The 15,273-nt window shown below is 64.7% G+C and carries 16 protein-coding genes; 10 read left to right on the top strand and 6 right to left on the bottom strand.

The window, feature by feature from the left end:
* Positions 1-8: 8 nt before the first annotated feature.
* Positions 9-653 carry a TetR/AcrR family transcriptional regulator gene (locus tag AB4Y98_RS11110; RefSeq protein WP_442244353.1) on the top strand — a complete coding sequence of 215 codons (645 nt, stop codon included), beginning with the start codon at positions 9-11 and terminating at the stop codon, positions 651-653.
* Between the two features lie 73 nt (positions 654-726).
* Complete coding sequence (locus AB4Y98_RS11105) at positions 727-2,868, top strand: TonB-dependent siderophore receptor (protein WP_442244352.1); 2,142 nt, start codon at positions 727-729, stop codon at positions 2,866-2,868.
* Between the two features lie 57 nt (positions 2,869-2,925).
* On the opposite strand, the gene AB4Y98_RS11100 is transcribed toward AB4Y98_RS11105, so the two are convergent.
* Positions 2,926-3,207, bottom strand: coding sequence for a hypothetical protein (locus AB4Y98_RS11100; protein ID WP_033831436.1), 282 nt, complete (start codon positions 3,205-3,207; stop codon positions 2,926-2,928).
* A 210-nt stretch (positions 3,208-3,417) separates the two neighbouring features.
* On the opposite strand from AB4Y98_RS11100, the gene AB4Y98_RS11095 reads away from it, so the two are divergent.
* The 7 genes from AB4Y98_RS11095 (at position 3,418) to AB4Y98_RS11065 (ending at position 10,356) form a co-directional block, all read left to right on the top strand.
* Positions 3,418-4,092 (top strand): response regulator transcription factor, encoded by a 675-nt coding sequence (locus tag AB4Y98_RS11095; protein WP_080148505.1) that lies wholly within the window; start codon positions 3,418-3,420, stop codon positions 4,090-4,092.
* Complete coding sequence (locus tag AB4Y98_RS11090; protein ID WP_442244351.1) at positions 4,092-5,441, top strand: sensor histidine kinase; 1,350 nt, start codon at positions 4,092-4,094, stop codon at positions 5,439-5,441. The genes AB4Y98_RS11095 and AB4Y98_RS11090 overlap by 1 nt, the downstream gene beginning before the upstream one ends.
* 321 nt (positions 5,442-5,762) lie before the next feature.
* Entirely contained in the window at positions 5,763-6,182 is a 420-nt protein-coding gene (locus tag AB4Y98_RS11085) for a hypothetical protein (RefSeq protein WP_442244350.1), read from the top strand.
* A gap of 136 nt (positions 6,183-6,318) precedes the next feature.
* Positions 6,319-7,509, top strand: a complete 1,191-nt coding sequence (locus tag AB4Y98_RS11080) for an efflux RND transporter periplasmic adaptor subunit (RefSeq protein ID WP_442244349.1) — start codon at positions 6,319-6,321, stop codon at positions 7,507-7,509.
* Positions 7,506-9,470 (top strand): MacB family efflux pump subunit, encoded by a 1,965-nt coding sequence (locus tag AB4Y98_RS11075; RefSeq protein ID WP_363734384.1) that lies wholly within the window; start codon positions 7,506-7,508, stop codon positions 9,468-9,470. Before AB4Y98_RS11080 ends, AB4Y98_RS11075 begins: the two co-directional genes overlap by 4 nt.
* Before the next feature lie 90 nt (positions 9,471-9,560).
* A complete protein-coding gene (locus AB4Y98_RS11070; RefSeq protein WP_363734385.1) occupies positions 9,561-9,947 on the top strand; it encodes a hypothetical protein in 387 nt (128 codons plus the stop codon).
* 31 nt (positions 9,948-9,978) lie between these two features.
* The gene (locus tag AB4Y98_RS11065) at positions 9,979-10,356 is read left to right on the top strand and encodes an EF-hand domain-containing protein (RefSeq protein ID WP_223495521.1); all 378 of its coding nucleotides are present in this window, start codon (positions 9,979-9,981) and stop codon (positions 10,354-10,356) included.
* Between the two features lie 44 nt (positions 10,357-10,400).
* On the opposite strand, the gene AB4Y98_RS11060 is transcribed toward AB4Y98_RS11065, so the two are convergent.
* The 3 genes from AB4Y98_RS11060 to AB4Y98_RS11050 form a co-directional block, all read right to left on the bottom strand.
* A complete protein-coding gene (locus AB4Y98_RS11060; RefSeq protein WP_363734386.1) occupies positions 10,401-11,726 on the bottom strand; it encodes a Smlt3024 family type IV secretion system effector in 1,326 nt (441 codons plus the stop codon).
* Positions 11,727-11,752: 26 nt separating this feature from the next.
* The gene (locus AB4Y98_RS11055) at positions 11,753-12,616 is read right to left on the bottom strand and encodes a Smlt3025 familytype IV secretion system inhibitor (protein ID WP_363734387.1); all 864 of its coding nucleotides are present in this window, start codon (positions 12,614-12,616) and stop codon (positions 11,753-11,755) included.
* Positions 12,617-12,745: 129 nt separating this feature from the next.
* Complete coding sequence (locus tag AB4Y98_RS11050) at positions 12,746-12,961, bottom strand: hypothetical protein (protein ID WP_265951111.1); 216 nt, start codon at positions 12,959-12,961, stop codon at positions 12,746-12,748.
* A gap of 175 nt (positions 12,962-13,136) precedes the next feature.
* Here AB4Y98_RS11050 and AB4Y98_RS11045 point away from each other — a divergent pair, with 175 nt between their 5' ends.
* Entirely contained in the window at positions 13,137-13,496 is a 360-nt protein-coding gene (locus AB4Y98_RS11045) for a helix-turn-helix domain-containing protein (RefSeq protein ID WP_265951112.1), read from the top strand.
* 67 nt (positions 13,497-13,563) lie between these two features.
* Here the strand turns inward: AB4Y98_RS11045 and AB4Y98_RS11040 are convergent, their stop codons facing one another.
* Entirely contained in the window at positions 13,564-13,971 is a 408-nt protein-coding gene (locus tag AB4Y98_RS11040; protein WP_265951113.1) for a hypothetical protein, read from the bottom strand.
* 488 nt (positions 13,972-14,459) lie between these two features.
* Positions 14,460-15,194, bottom strand: coding sequence for a hypothetical protein (locus AB4Y98_RS11035; protein ID WP_442244348.1), 735 nt, complete (start codon positions 15,192-15,194; stop codon positions 14,460-14,462).
* Positions 15,195-15,273: the final 79 nt, after the last annotated feature.

The raw sequence follows: 15,273 nt of genomic DNA, 5'->3' as shown, positions 1-15,273 counted from the left end.
AGCCACCCATGGCCCCGCCACCCGGCCGCCGCGAGCAACGCAAAGCCGAGACCCGGCAGGCGATTTCCGACGTCGCTACCCGGCTGATCATCGATCGCGGCTTCGAAGCGGTGTCGATGAGCGAGATCGCTGATGCCGCCGGGGTTTCGCGCAAGACGGTGTTCAACTACTTCGCCAGCAAGGAACAGCTGGTGTTCGACCGTGATGAGGAGGCGCGCCAGCTGCTGCGCGAAGGCATGGCCGCGCGCACATCCATGACGCCGCTGGCCGCCTTCCAGGCGCTGGTGCGGGAATTGCTGGACACCGGCCATCCGCTGCTGCGGATCAACGCCGGTGCGGCGTCGTTCTGGAAAACCGTGGCCCAAAGCACCGTACTGGTGGCCCATGCGCGGCAGCTGCAGGCGCTGCTGACCGATGACCTGGCACAGCTGATGGCCGCGTCGGCGGGGCGGTCCGCGGATGATGCCGAGGCGCGACTGGGCGCCTCGATGCTGATGGCATCGATGGTGGCCGCCTATGAACAGGGACTGCGCGTCCTGTCGTTCGGCGGCGATCCGCGGCAGGCGATGGTGCCGCTGATCGTGCGCGGCGCCACCGGCGTGCTGGTGGCTTTGGCCGGTACGCCGTATACGGATCCGTCCGCGCGTCCATGACGCAATCGGGGGATGGGCACCCGATCATTGCAAATGCTAATCTTTCTCATTTGCAGACAAGCCTGATACGCCCATGCCCCACTTCCTGCCCCGCCGCAGCATTCTGTGCCTGGCGACGACACTGGCTTTTGCCACTCCCGGATACGCCGCCGACGCCCGGCCCAGCCGCGTGCAGGAGCTGGACAAGGTGGAGGTGCGGGGCCGCGCACAGACGTTGTACCGGGTGGATGACGCGGCTGTCGGCACCCGCACCGATACACCGCTGGAACTGGTGCCGCAGTCCATCCAGGTACTGCCGCGCGAGCTGATCGACGACCAGGCTGCACGCCAGGTGACCGATCTCTATCGCAGCATCAGCGGCATCAGCTACTTCAGCTATGCCGGGGTGACCCTGCGCGGTTTCCGCCAGGAGAACGTGCTGTATGACGGGCTGCGGGGCGACCCTTATGCGGGATTCTCGGTACCGCAGTTGTTCAACATCGAGCGGGTGGAGGTGCTGAAGGGACCGGCCGGTGCGCTGTACGGGGGCGGCGACGCTGGTGGCGTCATCAACTATGTGACCCGCAAGCCGAAAGCCACTGCCGAACGCCGCGTTGAACTGCAGATGGGAAACAAGGATTTCCGCGCCGGCTCGATCGAAGGTACCGGGCCGTTGAATGCAGCCGGCACGGTGCGCTACCGCGCCGGCCTGTATGGCGACAACGAGCAGGGCGTGCGCTGGAACACCGACAGTGAAAGCGTGATCGGCGATGCCTCGCTGGCCTTCGACGTGGGCGACACCGGCGAGCTGGTGCTGCAGTTCACCGACATTGCCCAGAACCTGGGCGGCAATCGCCTGCGCGGTGTTCCGGTCGATGACAGGGGCAATTTCCTGACCGACCGCCGCTGGAACCACAACGAGGCCAGCGACTTCCTGGACATGCGGGCCAAGGTGGCGCTGGCACAGTACCGTTTCGCGCCGCGCGACAACCTGGACGTGGATATTGCCGCGCGCTGGTTCAGCAACAACGAACACCAGATGTACCACGAGCCGATGGGCCTGATCGACCGCGACCGCGATGGTGTGGCCGAATGGATGACCCGGCAGCTGCGCAACCAGATCCGCGACAACGAGGCGTTCACCGCCAACGCCAATGCGGTGTGGCGGGTAAGCACCGGTCCGGTGGAACACAAGGTGCTGTTCGGTGCGGACGTGTACCAGCTGGATGCGGACTTCACCGCGCAGACCGCCAACAGCGCCGACCTCGCGCGCGGCGCCGGCCCGGTGCGTGGCATCGACCTGTTCAATCCGGTGTATGGCGCCAGCACCTGGCACGCTTACAACCTGTCCAGCCTGCCCTGGCGCAGCACCAGCACGCGCAGCAGGCGTTATGGCGGTTACCTGCAGGACGAGCTGGCCCTGACCCCGCGCTGGCACGTGCTGGCCGGCCTGCGCTGGGACGGTTTCAAGGACGACGACCGCCTTGCCGGCAGCAGCGTGGATGGCAACGACATCAGCTGGCGCCTGGGCAGTACGTTCACCGTTCGCGATGGACTGAACCTGTATGCCAACGTGGCCAGCGGCTTCGTGCCGCAGTCGGCGGCCAACCAGAATTCCGCCGCAGGCGGCCCGTTCGATGCCGAGCGCAGCAGGCAGTGGGAAGTGGGCATGAAATCGCTGCTTGCCGAGCGCCTGAGCCTGAACCTGGCGGCCTACCGTATCGACCGCAGCAACATCGTGCAGGCCACTGGCGAGGTCATCAATGGAGTGAACCAGCTGGCGGCGTTGGGCCTGGTGCGCAGCACCGGCATGGAACTGGATCTTCTGGCCGACGTGACCGAGCGCTGGGTGCTGAACCTGACCTACGCCTACAACGACGCGCGGGTGAAGGACGCGGGCTCCAATGGCATCACCAATGCCTCCGGCGATCGCTTCGCCAATGCACCGCGCAACAAGCTGGGCCTGTGGACGCGCTACGACCTGCCGGCGATCAACTCGGCCGTTGGCTTCGGTGCCGACTACGTGGATGAGCGCATCAGCCTGGATGGCCAGCGCGTGAAGCCGTACACCGTGTTCGACATGAGCTGGAAAACCACGTGGAAGCAGTGGCAGTTCCAGGCCAACGTCAAGAACCTGTTCGACAAGGTGTATGCCGCCAGCGGATTCATCGAGCGCAACGGCCATTTCCCGGGCGAGCCGCGCCGGGTGTATGTGCAGGCCGGTTACAGCTTCTAGGCCAGCGCTATTGAGCAACGCCTCAGGGAGGTGGAATGGCCACCTCCCCGGCCTGCGTCAGCCCGAGCAGGACACCAGCATCGAGCGGGTGGCCATCTGGGTGGAGGTGAAGCCGTTCTTGTTGCCCACCGCGATGGCATTGCCCTCATCGCCATCCTTGCTGAAGACCACGTAGCCGCCCGGGCACATCTGCCCGGCCTTCTCGTAGCAACCGCTCCAGGAACTGGAGCCGCTGCAGTCGATGGAAACGCCGCGGCGGCCATCCGGGGTGACGGTCATCTTGGCGGTGGTGCAGCCGGTCAGCGTGGCGAGGAACAGCAGCGGAACGAACAATTTCATGGTGACTCCAGGGATGGGAACTGCGAAGGGCGCCAAGGCTGGAGCGCCTGGATTGCGTGAACCTTGCGCCGGACCTTCGGCTTCACCACCTGCCGCCATGGCCTTCCGGCAGATGCGGAGGCACGCCATGTTCACGCAATGTTCCTGTAATACGGTGCCGGCGCGTGCCGAACCGCCCTTCTGCGGCCTCTCCCTGCCCAAGCCCTGCTGATGCACATCCTGCTGATCGAAGACGAAGCCGAACTGGCCGCCACCCTCAAGTCCGCCCTGCAGCGCGAGCGCTATGTGGTGGACGTGGCCAATACCCTGGCACTGGCGCGGGAGGCGGCCCTGTGCGGCCTGCACGATCTGGTGCTGCTGGACCGCACCCTGCCCGATGGCGATGGCCTGGCGTTGATTTCCCTGCTGCGTGAGCGCAATCCCGGGGTGCCGATCATCGTGCTGAGCGCGCTGGGCCAGTTGCCGGACCGGATTGCCGGCCTGGATGAAGGCGCCGATGACTACCTGGCCAAGCCCTTCGCGCTGGAGGAGCTGTTCGCGCGGATCCGTGCTGCGGGCCGTCGCCCAAGCGGATTGCAGGTGGAGTCCATCAGCATCGGCCGATTGGTGTTCGACCCCGCCTCGGGCGAGGCCAGTGTGGGCGGCCAGCGGCTGGAGCTGCCGCGGCGCGAGATCCGGGTGCTGGCCGCCCTCGCACGGCGCCTGGGCCGCACCGTGCTGCGTGAATCCATCGAGATGGCGGTGTATGGCTTCGACGACGGCATCCATTCCAACACCCTGGATTCGCACGTCTCGCGCCTGCGCAGAAAACTCGCTGACGCCGATGCGGGCGTGGAGATCCACGCCATTCGCGGGGTTGGCTATCTGATGCGGGAAAGCAAGTGATGGCGCATCGCCCGTCGTTGAAGCGCCCACTGATCGTCAAGACGCTGATCTACCAGTTGCTCGCACTGCTGGTGGCCTTCTTCGCCCTGCTGATGGTGCTGGTGCGTGCCGACAGCGGTGGCTACTACACCATCCAGACCTTCGCACCGGTGGCGGCCGAGGCGGTGCACCGCGACCGCAACGGCGAACTGTACGTGCAGCACACGCCGGAGCTGGCGGAACTGCTGAAGATCGTCCCCGGTGCCTGGTTCATCGCCGAGGACAAGCATGGGCACCACGTCACCTTCGGTCATGTGCCACCGGCCTATGCCTCGCTGGTCGGCGCCCTCGATGGCATCCCCTATGGCGACCTGCGTGGGCGTGATCGCAGCGATGGCCTGGCCGTGGTGGTACGCCAGCACAGCGGACCGGCCGGCAAGCTGACCATCATGGCCCATGGCGAAACCGATTCGCTGACCATGCAGATGGCGTTGGCCGCGCACATCATCACCCTGCCGATCTTCCTGCTGCTGGCGCTGGCCACCATCATCCTGACCCCGATCATCGTGCGGCGGGCACTGGCCGGTGTCGAACGCATCGCGCAGGAAGCCCGCAACATTTCGGCCAGCCGTCGCGGCATCCGCCTGACCGAGACCGCCGTGCCGGTGGAGATCGCGCCGCTGGTGACCGCCGTCAACGATGCCTTGGGCCGCCTGGATGAAGGGCACGAGCGGCAACGCCGTTTCATCGCCGCAGCGGCGCATGAGCTGCGCACGCCGATCGCCATCCTGCGGGTGAAGATCGACGCCGCAGATGATTCGACCTCGCGCAGCCTGGCTGTGGAAGTCGCGCGTCTGGCGACGCTGGCCGAGCAACTGCTGGACCTGCACCGCATGGAAGAGGACGGCCCGAAGGAAACCCTCAACCTGGCCCGGGTGGCCAAACGGGTGGCGGCCGATCTGGCACCGCTGCTGATCCAGTCGGACAAGACGGTGGCAGTCGCGGTGGAACCACACTTCCCGGTGCTGGGCGAAGCCGGTGCGGTGGAACGGGTGATCTCCAACCTGGTATTGAACGCCGCCGAGCACGGCGGCCGCCATATCATCGTGCGGGTGCAGGGCAGCTGCCTGGAAGTGGAAGACGATGGCCCCGGCATTCCGGTGGACCAGCGCGAACGCGTGTTCGAGCCATTCCAGCGGCTGCGGCCCCGTCAGACCGGCGCCGGCCTGGGACTGAACCTCGTGCGGCAGGTGATCGACCGTCACGGTGGTCACGTCACGATTCTGGATGCCGCCGGTGGTGGCGCGCTGATCCGCGTCGAGTTCCCGCAGCATCCGGGCGTGACCTCAGCGCCACCCCTAGAGCACTGAAGGCGCCCACACATCCGTGACTGCCGCCTGTCCATGCGCAGCAGGCAGCGGCGCAAGGCAAGGTTGCGGCAATGTTCGCTGCGCAGCATCGGACCGGTGGCATCTGTGATGCCATCGCGTTCCGTACCGACAGGAAGCCCGCACGTGATCGAAGGAGTTCCTCCCCCCTCCTCTTCTGCCCGATTCCGCGCGACACCGGCTACATCCGGTTTGACCGCAGCTGCCTGGAATCGGCGTTCGCGCGCTGATCGAATGCGTGCGCTGCCGCATTGGCCGCAGTGGCTGCGCGTGATACCCGCAACGAATCGCCCGGACGTGCTGATGCGTCTGTTTGCCGTGTTGTTCCTGCTGCTGCCGGGCAGTGCGCTGGTGATCTCGACGCAACGCCATGCGCACGCAGCCATGGCCTGCGCAGTAGTGTTCTTTGTCGTAGCGCATGCCGCACTGCATGCAGTGTCGGCATGGCAATCAACCACATCACGGCTGATCCCCGCCCCACTGCGCTACATCGACAGGCATGCGGCATGGGCGATGCTGGGCAGCGCATGGGTACCCTTGGCGATTCAAGGCGTACACGCGCAGCCGACCAGCACGCTCTCTGTCGTGGGGTTGGTGATCGGCGCGCTGTGTCAGGTCTGTAGTGTGCCCGTGACTGCCGACCGCCTGCGCAGCGCGCTACTAGTGCTGGCCAGCGCCCTGCAGTTCATCGCCGTGGCCCTCATCGCCATGACGGTGGGCTGACAACCGCGCCAGCGCCGCAAGGTTCACGCAACCCAGCACCTCGAGACTCGACGGCCATCCACGCCCGGCACCCGGCGCGTGCAACTCTTCTGCCGCGAGGACCACCGATGACCTGCCCCTTCTGGATGCTGTGCGAATGAGCATCGCGCCGCGCAAACACCGCCGACTGCTGATCATCGCTGGTGCCGTACTGTGCACTGCCATTGTCGCCTGGCTCTGGCTGCGACCCGCTCCGCCGCCACCGCTGCAGCTCGCGCCCGTGGTACGTGGAAACATCGAACAGGTGGTGGAAGCCACCGGCACCCTGAAGCCATCGCGATTGGTGAGCGTGGGCGCGCAGGTCTCCGGACGCATCGAAACCCTGCACGTGAAGCTGGGCGACAAGGTGAAGGCAGGCGACCCGATTGCCGACATCGACTCCCGTACCCAGCGCAATGCGCTGCTGAGTGCGCAGGCGGCACAGCGCACCGCACGCGCCAACCGCGATGCACTGGCCACCGATCTGCGCCAGTACGAACTGACCCTGCGGCGGCAGCAGCAACTGGTGGCATCGCAGCTGGTGGCACGTGCCGACTTCGATGCTGCAAAGGCCAAGGTGGACGCGACCCGCGAACAGATCACCGCGCTGGACGGTGAGATCGTGCAGCGGCAGACCGACGTGGACATCGCGCAGACCAACCTGGAATACACCCGCATCACCGCGCCCACCGACGGCACGGTGCTGGCGGTCGTGGCCCGCCAGGGACAGACGGTAAACGCGGTACAGAGCGCACCCACCATCGTCATGCTCGGCAACCAGGACGTGATGACTGTCTACGCCGAAATCTCCGAGGCCGATGTTGTACACACCGCGGTCGGCCAGGAAGCCTTCTTCACCATTCTTGGCGACGCGGGCCGCCGCTACAGCAGTACCCTGCGCGACATCGCGCCAGCGCCCGAATCGATCACCAACGAAGATACGTCCAGCCTCGCGTCGCCAGCGCTTTCCGGTGGCAGTCGTACCGCCATGTACTACAACGGCCAGTTCGACGTGGACAACGCCGACGGCCGCCTGCGTAGCTACATGACCGCGCAGGTGCGCATCGTACTCGGCCGTGCCCACAGCGTGCTGACCATTCCGCCAGCCGCCTTGGGCGCACGGGCCGGCGATGGCAGCTACACCGTGCAGGTGCGTGGTGCAGACGGGCGCGCCGTGGCGCGGCGTATCACCATCGGGCTGGATGACCAGATCCAGGTGGAAGTGCGCAGCGGCTTGAAAGAAGGCGAGCAGGTTGTTCTGGCTCAAGCCGGCGACGAAGACGCCGCCGCACCCGCTCAGCCCCGATGAGCACCCCCATGAGCGAGCCACTGCTGAGCGTGCGCGGGGTACGCCGTGAATTCGCCGCCGGCGAGCAGACGCTGGTGGTACTGGACGGTGTGGACCTGGACATCCGCGCCGGTGAACTGGTGGCCATCGTCGGCCAATCCGGCTCGGGCAAGTCCACGCTGATGAACATCCTCGGCTGCCTCGATCGGCCGTCTGCCGGCGAATACCAGATTGCAGGACGCCAGACCGCGCAGATGTCACCCGACGAACTGGCCGAACTGCGCCGCGAACACTTCGGCTTCATCTTCCAGCGTTACCACCTGCTGGCCGATCTGACCGCGCTGGGCAACGTGGAAGTGCCGGCGATCTATGCCGGCATGCCCTCCCCCGCGCGTCACGCGCGGGCCGCCCAACTGCTGGCGCGGCTGGGCCTGGGCGAACGCATGCAGCATCTGCCCGGCGAGCTGTCGGGTGGCCAGCAGCAGCGCGTGTCGATTGCCCGCGCGCTGATGAATGGCGGTGCGGTGATCTTTGCCGACGAACCTACCGGTGCGCTGGATACACAGTCGGGCAAGGAAGTGATGAAGATCCTCGGCGAGCTGCATGCCGAGGGCCACACCGTGGTGCTGGTGACCCATGACATGGCGGTGGCCGAACACGCCCAGCGCATCATCGAGATCCGCGATGGTCGAATTGTCGATGACCGTGCGACGGGTACTGTCTCGGCAGCGGGCATGGCGCCGACCGCGCTGCCGCAACGCAGCGATGGCAGCAGCTGGCAGGCCGTGCGTGATCGCTTCTCCGAGGCTTTCCGCATGGCCCTGCGCGCCATGAATGCACACCGCATGCGTACCTTCCTGACCATGCTCGGCATCATCATCGGCATCGCCTCGGTGGTGTCGGTGGTCGCGCTGGGTACGGGCGCGCGTCAGGCCATCCTGTCCAACATCTCTTCGCTGGGTACCAGCACCATCGAGATCTATCCAGGCTCCGGCTTTGGCGACCTGCACGCGGCGCGGGTGGAGACCCTTACCCCAGGTGACAGCGTGGCCCTGGCCGGGCAACCGTTCGTGGACAGTGCCACCCCCGGCGTAGCCACCACGGGTACCGCGATGCGTGGCAACCGCTCCGCCAGCGTGCAGGTGCAGGGCGTCAGCGAACAGTACTTCCGCGTGCATGGATTGAAACTGGGCGAAGGCACCTTCTTCAACGCGCGGGGTGTGGCTGGCTATCAGCAGGTGGCGATCATCGACGCCAACACCCGCGCGCGCTTCTTCGCCGCAGCCGAGAACCCCATCGGGCAGACCCTGCTGCTGGGCACCGTGCCGGTGCGCGTGGTGGGTGTGGTGAAGAAGGACGCTGGCGCGGCCGGCGACACCTCGCTGCTACGGGTATGGATGCCCTACACCACGGCCATGGCGCGGATGCTGGGCCAGAGCCATGTGTCCAGCATCACCGTGCGCGTATCAGATGCGATCAGCATGGACGCGGCCGAGCAGGCCATTGCACGCTTGCTGATGCGCCGCCACGGCAGTACCGACTTCTACATGAGCAACAACGCGCAGATCCGCCAGTCGATTGAACAGACCACCGGCATCCTCACCATGATGATCAGCTCCATTGCAGCCATTGCACTGGTAGTCGGCGGCATCGGAGTGATGAACATCATGCTGGTGTCGGTAACCGAGCGCACCCGCGAGATTGGCGTGCGCATGGCCGTGGGGGCACGGCGCAGCGACATTCTGCAGCAGTTCCTGATCGAGTCGGTGCTTGTATGTCTGCTCGGCGGCGTGCTGGGCATTGGCGTGGCGTTGCTGCTGGGCGCAGTGCTGGCACTGGCTGACGTGGGCTTCAGCCTGGTGTTCTCGGCGAACTCGATCATTGCGGCATTCGCGTGTTCCAGCCTGATCGGTATCGGCTTCGGTTTCCTGCCTGCACGTCGTGCGGCGCAGCTGGACCCGGTGGAAGCACTGGTCCGGTAGTCACTGCAATTGCCTGCGGTGACGGCAGGTTCGCGCAATGTCTGCGGTGTGTACTGCAGAGACCGACGATGTCCGCACAGGAGCTGGACGATGTTTCTGAAAACAGGAAGGGCTGTGCTGCTGCTTGTAGCGGCCGCGCAACTGCTGGTGCTGCTGCCCTACTCGGGCGATGCCCATGCGCAGCGTGGCGACCGTTACAACCCGCAGTGGAACCAGGACTATCGTGACCGCGAACGCGATGACTGGCAGCGCCGCGAACGTGAGCGTGAGCGTGAGCGTCGGCACGATGCCAAGACCACGGGCGTGGTGGTGGGCGTCGTGGGCGCGGCTGTGGTGGCGGGCGTGATCGCGGCAGCGGCGAAGCGCGAGCGGGAAACACGCGAGCGCGCCGATTACTGCATGAACCGCTACGGCAACTATGACCGCCGCACCGACAGCTATCGCGACCGCGATGGCTACACCTACCCCTGCCGCTGACTCCCTCGCTGAAGGACTACATGCAATGCATATGAACAAAACCGCCCTGCTGATCGCGCTGTGCGCCGCCCCGCTGCTTGCACAGGCGGCGCCAGCCGACCCGAAACAGGCCTATATCGATTCCACCTTCACCGCGATGGACAGCAACAAGGACGGTCGCGTCGACAAGGCCGAGTTTGCTACGTATCAGCAGGCACGCTTCAGCAAGCAGGCTGACTCGATCGATGCCGCGTTCGCTGCGATGGACAAGAACAAGGACGGAAAGATCAGCAAGGAAGAAGCGACCGTGGTGCCGGAAATTGCGAAGTACTTCACGGGGCTGGATACCGACGGCGATGGCTACCTGTCGCTGAAGGAAATGCAGCAGGCGATGGTGGCGGCGCAGACTGCCGACGCACCAGGGAAGTGACGGGTGCGGGGCAATGGGAATACCCCACTGCCCCTTGCTGTGCACTATGCCAGGCGCATTGCCGGATGCTCGCGCACCTGGTTGTCCAGTTCCTGCTGCTGACGCTGGGACAGGGCCTGTTGCCGTTCTGCACTGGCCAGCTCCAGACGGTGCAACGACTGCTCTACCGGCGTCTGCACGGCCACATCGGTGGGCATGGAAGCCCTCAGGTGTGCCGGGTCGTTCATCTCGCCCTGCACCACGAACACGTTGCGGCCCGCTGGGCTGTCCGCCGTCTGCGCGCTGAGCAGCACATGGTCGGCACGGTCCAGGTTGTTCTGCCGGGCCAGGACCATCACGCTGGCGGTCAGACGTTCACTGCTTTCATCCGCCGTGCGTCCTGCTCTGGCATCGATGCCGGCGACATGCCCGCTGACCTGCTGCAGCAGACTGTACTCGGCGTGGCCCGGGTCAATGTCCGCCAAACGCGTTGGCGAACGCTGGGGGCCTGGCATGCCATCGACCGATGCAGTGAGCGGGCTGCGGGTGATGGAGCGGTAGGGATCTTCCGGGTGGAAGTGGGTGGCCTTCTGCTGGCGCTCAAGGCGGACTTCGCGCGCGTCGTTGAGCTCGGCGATGCGGGCCGGATCGGTGATCTCGCGCAGCGAACTGTGCCCACCGCCGGAGGTGACACTGACCCACTTGCTGTCCTTTTCAAAGTACAACGCGTAGGAATTGAGGCCGCCAATGACGTTGGGGTCGACCGAGGAGCGGCCACCCAGGGCCTGGGTGACTTCATGGAACGTCAGCGTGCCGAGGTACTGGCTACCCCTGCTCAATCCCATCTGGGTGATGGCATCGCGGCTGGTACTTCCCACCCGAGGCAATCCGGCCCCATCGTTGTCGAGCATGTTGCTCCAGATCTGCTCGAGCTTCTGCGGGCCACTCTTTTCCAGTGCGGCCTGAAGCAGCACGCGGGGTGTCCAGCAATTGGGATCCATGCGATGCTGCTCGAACGCGCGGTCGTGCGCGGTCATCACATCCTTGCCGGGCAGGTTCAAGGCAAGATCCGGGCGCTGCTGCTGCGACCAGTACTGCCGCAACACGAGGTCCTGCTTGAGCAGACTCTGTCCGAAGGCTTCCCATTGCCGTTCACTCAACACCGCATTGGGGAAGCGTGAACCATCGTCGTGCTGCGTTCTCGCATGTTCCTGGGCGTAGCTGTTTGCCACCCGCCCGGGCAGGCTGTCGTTGCGCACAACACCCAACGCCAGCGTTCCATAACCGTCTGCACCGGGAAGTTGCGAGAGATAGTTCCAGTAGAGCTCCCGGTTGCCCGAATCCGCATAGGCAGTGAGGATCCTGATGTCCTTCTGGGTCAGTCCACCCATGACTTACTCCTTGAATTGTCTTCGGATCACCTGGCCTTGGTGCGTGCCAAGGCATCCCGTACCGCGTCTTCCATGCGCTTCCAGTCCTTCAGGAATGCCCGCTTGTAGTTCAAGGTGATCGAGAGCTTGTTCTCGACATCCACGAAATAGTGCGTACATCCTGCCGCCACCGGGTCGTCGAGGTCGATGACCTGATCGCCTTCCAGGCGCACGCCATCACCCCGGAACGAGATGGTCTCGCACTTTATGAATGTGGTGAGCTGACCATCTTCGTTGCGCGCAACATACCAGTCATCTTCATAGGCCGGGTTTCGAACAGGAGGCTTGCCGTAGCGGGCCTCGTAGTCCTTTGAATAGCGGGCCATCTTCTCTTCATCGATGGCATAAGGGACCAGCCCCAGCGTCGCTGGCCGGGCAATCCGCAGGTCCAGGCGTGCCCGTGGATCACCACGTTCCACCGATCCCTCCTCGGTGATGGCCTCGTTGGACGACAGTCGCGCAAGCGACGTTTCGATTGGAATCCTGTCGATGTAGTTCACCGCCACCGCGATCTCCTTGCGGAAATCATTGGTCCTCGGATTCGCCCGTGCGCCCGGCGCCGTCGGCTTCATGTCAGGCCATTCGATAACCAGCGTCACCCCCTCCCCCGGCCAAGGCGCAATCTGGCTGTCCAGATAATTGGCGGGGATGCGGAAGGTATTCGGCCCCAGCTTCACATCCACGGGCGCGTCGGTGTAGGTGTGGCCGTTTAGGGTGCGGCCGGTCTGCGTTGCGCCAGGCATGGTGGGATTCCTTTCGTGTTCGGTGGATGGCGGTCGTGCGCAGGCACTGGCGCTCACAGCGACGGCGATTGCGAGTGCCAGGCACCGGCCGGAGGACATCGGGTGCATCGGGCCATTCCATTGCGGGGTTTGGCTCCACTATAGGCAAAGGCCGATCAACGGGACAGGAACGTCATCACTACCCGCCCACGATCAGATTTTTCCTACGCACCTCCATCGCCGTGCCAGTTGGCACCTTCAACGCCACTGCAGATCGACGCGGCACTGCGGGCAGGAGTGGTAGGCAGATGCCGGGCGGACCGCGAGTGCACCCACAATGCCGATCAGTATCGACATGGCCAGCATCCCGATGACGCCCATCAATACGAAACCAACTGCACCGCCAAGCAGCGCGAGAAGCGTGAATGCCCACCCCGAGCCAGACCAATGCACGCGGCCATTGCGGATGGCCATCGGGCCGCGGTATCCGCAGGCAAGGCAGATTGTCGATGTTGTGCTGCCAGGCGGCGCTGGCCGCGAAGACGGCTTCATACGCTACTCCGACCCACGATGCTACAAATAATGTAGCATACGAATTGTGGGGCGATTGCCATCCTGTAGACCGTTACAGAATGCGCCCAGGCGGGTAATGTCGCCCACACCTCTCCGCGACCAGTTCACCAAGCGCCTCAAAGAAGCGCGCTTGGCGATGGGCATCTCCCAGCGCGAGCTGGGCCGGCGCATTGGCTTGTCTGAGGATGTGGTGTCCAGCCGGGTGACACGTTACGAACAGGGCACGTCGGAGCCGGACTTTGCCACTGCCGGAAAGATGGCTGCCGAACTGGGTGTTCCGCTGGCCTATCTTCTGGCCGATAGCGACGCACTGGCCAATGTCATTCTCGCCGCCGCCAAAATGCCGCACGCAGAACAGCGACGCCTGGTCGCTGAATTAAAAGAGCGCGCGAAGCGGTCGAGCGGCGCAGATCAAGCAGAAAGCGATAACGAGTAGCACGGCGCTTGAACCGCAGGCATGGGGACCAGGTTGGAGGTCCCCCCCCTGCCCGCGCACCGGTGAATCAAGGGTCAAGACAGCGCTCTACCTGTAGTGACAGCGCCTCGCAGGCATCGAACAGACCATCGACCATGGCCGCCGACGGATAGAAGCCCGGATCATCGTTCTCCCGAGCTACGTGTGCGGCGTGCAACATGGCAGTGAGCGCGGTGATGCCCGAGGCACTGCGGGTGGCCAAGGCCAAGTCGAAAGCGCGACCGGGCGTGAGGCGGTTTTCGGACCACGGTGTGCCGTCCGCACGATGGCCTTTGCCGTGGCCTCGCAGGAACGTGAAGAACGCAGAGGGAGGCGCGGACTCGGCGACATCACTGAGTGCGTCTTCCATCTTTTCGGCGAGAGCATTGGGAAGATCGCGCACGGCATCGCCGAGCAGCGCGTGCAGACGAGGATAGTCGGGAAGCAGGTCAGACATGGTGGCAACCTCGCGGTGTAGCCACCTGCAGATGCAAGGTGGCGGACGGTGCGGGTTGGCGTGCCGGATACGTACCACTAAAGCCGGCGGATCGAGAGATCCCCACGCACCGCCCGCCATGGACTGGCAGACGGTGCATTGTCGTGATTGCAGTTGCGGCTGCAACACGATCCGTAGTGATACGTAAGTTCGGGACGCCAATCCCGGCCTAGGCAGGTGCCTTGGCGAGGCCATGATTCGCGTGCCGTCCGGCGCTGAAAAGAGGCAGAAACAGCATTGTGTGCAGCCTGCGACAGCCGGGGCCTTCTGCGAAGTGGAGCCGTGACGAAGCGCACGCACCGGAGCAGTCGACCGTCGCCCACGGCATGGCCGATTACGACGATCGGATTACCCAAAGCGCCGCCATCATGCAGATCACGACCCGCCTACAGGTTCGACGCGTTCCGCCACAGACTGCTACGGGCGCGCATGGGGCATGGCCACGGTCACTACTGCCCCATCATGATGGGCGCCTTGCATTCACTGCGGAAGTTCGCCGCCTTGCGGTCCAGCGCTAGGCGCAGTTGCGGAACCCGCGCCATCTTGCCGCGCATCGCTAACACGGGCAGCGCGCCCGCAAACTCGGACTCGGTCACACCCAGCGGATCGGGACCACGACGGATGTTCCAGACAAGTGCATCCAAGTCCGTACCAAATGCCAGCACCGTGTCCAGCGACAACAACGCTCGTCCATACAGGCTTCCATCCTGCAGGCGCGTCCAGTCCATGGTGTTGGTCAGGCTGGTGGAGTGAACCGAGAACCGTCTGGCCGGATCGGCGAAGCGGTACAGATGAATCCACGTATGCCCCGGGTCTTTCAGTGGCTGGCCGATCTCCTTTGCGTTGAACCGGAACTCCATGCCCACAACCACGTCGCGCTCGGGAACGGTCTTCTGACGGGTCGCATCACTCGGCCAGTGGTAGATCAGATTCCAACTGAACGAGGCACCGGTGCCGAAAGAGACCTGCTTCGATGTCCATTGATAAGTGTCGCGCGATTCCGTAGCCCCGGTGGCTCCATCCACATAGCGCAGGGCGTCCCAAGTCCCGTCAGCCTCTTCCGACCAGAGACCACACGCCAATGATTGGACGGCTGCCTGCGCAGCGGCGGGCAGTGCTGCGGCCAACAGCGCGACGGCCAACACACGGATTCGGCGCGGGAAATGCTGCATCAGCTTCGACATGGGAATCCTTCCTGGATTGCAACCATTGAACGACGGCGAGCTCGGGTTGCGGGCCCCATGGTAACCCGGTGCAAGCCTG

The sequence above is a fragment of the Stenotrophomonas sp. 2YAF26 genome, assembly GCF_052114625.1.
GTDB lineage: Bacteria > Pseudomonadota > Gammaproteobacteria > Xanthomonadales > Xanthomonadaceae > Stenotrophomonas > Stenotrophomonas indicatrix.
Note: the sequence above shows the minus strand (reverse complement) of the source record. Positions and strands in the feature narration are given on the sequence as shown.

Bases quoted from the DNA above. Each gene is read 5' to 3' on its own strand.
- AB4Y98_RS11100 (WP_033831436.1), bottom strand. From the start codon at position 3,207: ATGAAATTGTTCGTTCCGCTGCTGTTCCTCGCCACGCTGACCGGCTGC.
- AB4Y98_RS11075 (WP_363734384.1), top strand. From the start codon at position 7,506: ATGAGCACCCCCATGAGCGAGCCACTGCTGAGCGTGCGCGGGGTACGC.
- AB4Y98_RS11085 (WP_442244350.1), top strand. From the start codon at position 5,763: ATGCGTCTGTTTGCCGTGTTGTTCCTGCTGCTGCCGGGCAGTGCGCTG.
- AB4Y98_RS11055 (WP_363734387.1), bottom strand. From the start codon at position 12,616: ATGCACCCGATGTCCTCCGGCCGGTGCCTGGCACTCGCAATCGCCGTC.
- AB4Y98_RS11105 (WP_442244352.1), top strand. From the start codon at position 727: ATGCCCCACTTCCTGCCCCGCCGCAGCATTCTGTGCCTGGCGACGACA.
- AB4Y98_RS11110 (WP_442244353.1), top strand. From the start codon at position 9: ATGGCCCCGCCACCCGGCCGCCGCGAGCAACGCAAAGCCGAGACCCGG.
- AB4Y98_RS11080 (WP_442244349.1), top strand. From the start codon at position 6,319: ATGAGCATCGCGCCGCGCAAACACCGCCGACTGCTGATCATCGCTGGT.
- AB4Y98_RS11050 (WP_265951111.1), bottom strand. From the start codon at position 12,961: ATGGCCATCCGCAATGGCCGCGTGCATTGGTCTGGCTCGGGGTGGGCA.
- AB4Y98_RS11065 (WP_223495521.1), top strand. From the start codon at position 9,979: ATGAACAAAACCGCCCTGCTGATCGCGCTGTGCGCCGCCCCGCTGCTT.
- AB4Y98_RS11095 (WP_080148505.1), top strand. From the start codon at position 3,418: ATGCACATCCTGCTGATCGAAGACGAAGCCGAACTGGCCGCCACCCTC.
- AB4Y98_RS11090 (WP_442244351.1), top strand. From the start codon at position 4,092: ATGGCGCATCGCCCGTCGTTGAAGCGCCCACTGATCGTCAAGACGCTG.
- AB4Y98_RS11035 (WP_442244348.1), bottom strand. From the start codon at position 15,194: ATGTCGAAGCTGATGCAGCATTTCCCGCGCCGAATCCGTGTGTTGGCC.
- AB4Y98_RS11045 (WP_265951112.1), top strand. From the start codon at position 13,137: ATGTCGCCCACACCTCTCCGCGACCAGTTCACCAAGCGCCTCAAAGAA.
- AB4Y98_RS11060 (WP_363734386.1), bottom strand. From the start codon at position 11,726: ATGGGTGGACTGACCCAGAAGGACATCAGGATCCTCACTGCCTATGCG.
- AB4Y98_RS11070 (WP_363734385.1), top strand. From the start codon at position 9,561: ATGTTTCTGAAAACAGGAAGGGCTGTGCTGCTGCTTGTAGCGGCCGCG.
- AB4Y98_RS11040 (WP_265951113.1), bottom strand. From the start codon at position 13,971: ATGTCTGACCTGCTTCCCGACTATCCTCGTCTGCACGCGCTGCTCGGC.